The following is a 3,042-nucleotide window of genomic DNA, read 5'->3' on the forward strand; positions in this document are numbered from 1 at the left end:
GCCACGGCGCCCGCGGCGCGACGCGGCGGCGCTCGATGCGCTCGGCGACGGCTTCGGCCACGCCGAGGCAGGCTTCTTCGCGATCCGGAGCTCCGTCCGTCAGCACCCATGCCCGCATATCCTAGGTTGTCGGACGCGGAGTGGGCGCGATCAAGGCGGACGGAGCGAAGAGCGGGAGTTATCCGCCGGATGAAAGCGCCTGGATGACTTCCATGGTCGGATAGCCGTCCGCCGGCAGGCCGCGCTGGATCTGCGCCTTGCGCGTCGCGCGCCGGGTGTCGAAGCCGAGCTTGCCGTCCACCTCGTCCGCCGGCAGCAGGCCGTCCCGGGCCAGCAGCTGCTGCAACGTCCGGATCTCGTCGCTATTGAGCCCGCGCACAGGCGCGTTGCCTTCCGAGACCGCGGGCGCGCCGTCGAGCCGCGTCGCCAGATAGGCGGCCGTCAGCGCATAGACGAAGGACTGGTTCCAGGTCCGGTAAACGTCGAAGTTCTGGTAGGCGAGGAACGCCGGGCCGTTGCGCCCCATCGGGAGCAGCAGCGCGGCCGGCGCGTCGTCGCGGAACAGCGCCCCGTTCCGCGGCTTGACGCCCCAGGCGCGCCATTCGGCGACGGTGTGCTTGATGTCGATGTCGGCTTCCTGCCAGGGCATCTCCGCCGGCACGACGACCTCCTGGATCCACGGCTCCCCGCGGCGCCAGCCGAGGTCGGCCACGTATTTGCCCGCGGAGGTCAGCGCGTCCGGCAAGCTGCGCATCAGGTCGCGCCGGCCGTCGCCGTCGGCGTCCACCGCGGAGCGAACGTAGTCGACCGGCATCATCTGGGTTTGGCCGAGTTCGCCGGCCCAGGCCCCGCGCATCTCGGACGGCGCGAGATCGCCGCGCTCCACGATCTTCAGCACCGCGATCAGCTGCGGACGAAAGAAGTCCGGGCGACGGCAGTCGTGCGACAGCGTCGCGAGCGCGTTGCGGGTGTCGAACTTTCCGAGATTGGCGCCGAAGTCCGTCTCGAGGCCCCAGAACGCCACGATGACCGCGGGCGGCACGCCGTACTGGCGTTCGACCTCGGACAGCAGACCCGCGTTCTGCTTCATCATCTGCACCCCCTTGGGGAGCCGAGGCGCGCCGGCCATTCGCCCGGCGAACTGCAGGAAGGTCTGCTGGAAGACGGACTGGGCGCGATCGGCCGCCAGCACCTTGGGCTCGATCCGGACCCCGGCGAGGCCTTCCTCGATGGCCTTGTCCGAGACGCCGGCGGCCCGGGCCTCGGCGCGGACGCCTTCCAGCCAGGCGTCGAAGTCACCCCCGCAGGGGGCCTGCGCCGTCGCGAGCGAAGTCGACGCGGCGAGCAGAAGGGCGACGGCGGCGCCGCGGGCGACAAAGGTCATGGAGTCCGATCCGGAACGAGCGAGAGTGAAGGCCAGAAAGCGGACCAGTGGATGAAGCGTCAAGCGGGCGAAGAGATGGCGGAGGTGACGCCTTCGTCATCTCCCCCGCTTGAGACGCGCGACCAGACGCGAAAGCGTCTTCTCGGCCCGTCTCAGTCCGGGTCGCCCGCGGGCGTCCTGATAGGCCTTCTTGAGCGCGCCGGAGGCGAAGGCCTCGACCACGACGGCGTGCACATAGGACTTGCGGACCACCGCCGGCGTGTTCGAGAGCCTCTCCGAGACCGCCCGCATCACCGCGGCCAGCTGGCGCTTGCGTCCGCGCTCGCTCGGGGCCGGCTCCACCTCGACGAGCTGCTCGGCAGCGGTCGCGCTGGCGCCGAGCTGCCGCAGATCCTTGGCGGTGATCGGCAGGCCTGTGATCTCGCGCAGATAGGCGTTCACGTCGGTCGAGGTGATCCGCCTCACCTGGCCGGCCTCGTCCTTGTACTGGAACAGCCTGCGGCCCGGGAGCGAGGCGACGCCCGAGAGCGCCTTCGCCAGCCGGCCGGAGCGAAGCTTGCAGCTGATGTCCTTTCCGCCCTTGCCGCGGAAGTTCAGCTGCACGCTCTCGCCTTCGACCTTGACGTGGCGCTTCAGCAGCGTGCTCGCGCCATGCGCCTGGTTCGAGCGCACATAGGTCTCGCAGCCGACCCGGATGTGGGTTTCGTCGATCAGCGCGACGGCGGCGGCGAGCGCCTTGGCGCGGCTGAGCCGCGGGCTCGCCAGATCCTGCGCGACGGCGCGGCGCAGCTTCGGAAGCGCCTCGATGACGCGATCGAGCCGCTCCACCTTCCGGGTTTCGCGCACCGTGTCCCAGTCCGGATGGTAGCGGTACTGGGTTCGGCCCGCCTCGTCGCGGCCGATCGCCTGCAGATGGTGGCGCGGATCCGCGGCGATGCGCACATTGCGATAGGCCGGCGGGATCGCGAGCGAGCGGATGCGCGCCAGCGTCTCCTCGTCGGTGATCCGTCGGCCCGCCTTGTCGACGTAGAAGAAGCCCCGTCCGGCGCGCCTGCGCTCGACCGACAGATCGCGCGGCGCGGCGAGCTTCAGCCCCGCCGCCTTGGCGATCTCCTCGACGGTCATGCTCTCCGGTTCGGGTTCGGGCGTCGCGGCGTCCGCCATGCTGCACCTCATGGGGCCGACGGACATCCGCCGGCAGCAATGCAGAACAGCGGGGACCGAAGCGCGGTTCCCGCGCTTGGCGGAAGCGCGCGGTTCTGCTTAGTGCGCCGCGTGTCCAGTCTTCCCCCGACCCGAGGTTCTGCGATGACAGCTTCCGCGCCGCTCGTCGAAGTCACGCGCGGGCTCTCGGTCGAGAGCCGCCATACCGGCGCGGTCGCGATCGCCGACGTCACCGGCAAGCTGGTGTTCTCGCTCGGAGACGCCGAGCGGCTGACCTTTCCGCGCTCCGGCGTGAAGGCGCTGCAGGGCCTGCCTCTGGTGGAGAGCGGGGCTGCGGCCCGGTTCGGCCTCACGGACGCGGAGCTCGCCCTCGCCTGCGCCTCGCATGGCGGCGAAGCCCATGTTGGCGATGTCCCCCGCGCGCAGGTTCACCTCGGCGGCGCTGCCTGCGCCCTCCACCAGGACCAGGTCCGCCGTCGCCGCGAGACGATCGA

At 70.8% G+C, this 3,042-nt stretch carries 3 protein-coding genes; 1 reads left to right on the plus strand and 2 read right to left on the minus strand.

Features of this window, described 5'->3' with window-relative positions:
* Positions 1-178: 178 nt before the first annotated feature.
* Both ACIKT0_RS15995 and ACIKT0_RS16000 read right to left on the minus strand, forming a co-directional pair.
* Entirely contained in the window at positions 179-1,384 is a 1,206-nt protein-coding gene (locus ACIKT0_RS15995) for a lytic murein transglycosylase (protein ID WP_407106344.1), read from the minus strand.
* Between the two features lie 96 nt (positions 1,385-1,480).
* Positions 1,481-2,548, minus strand: coding sequence for a DNA topoisomerase IB (locus ACIKT0_RS16000; protein WP_407106346.1), 1,068 nt, complete (start codon positions 2,546-2,548; stop codon positions 1,481-1,483).
* A 144-nt stretch (positions 2,549-2,692) separates the two neighbouring features.
* Here ACIKT0_RS16000 and ACIKT0_RS16005 point away from each other — a divergent pair.
* Positions 2,693-3,042 (plus strand): asparaginase (locus ACIKT0_RS16005; RefSeq protein WP_407106348.1); only part of this gene is annotated, 350 nt, incomplete at its 3' end.

Origin of the sequence: Hansschlegelia beijingensis (assembly GCF_045505405.1) — a bacterium.
Lineage (GTDB): Bacteria > Pseudomonadota > Alphaproteobacteria > Rhizobiales > Methylopilaceae > Methylopila > Methylopila beijingensis_A.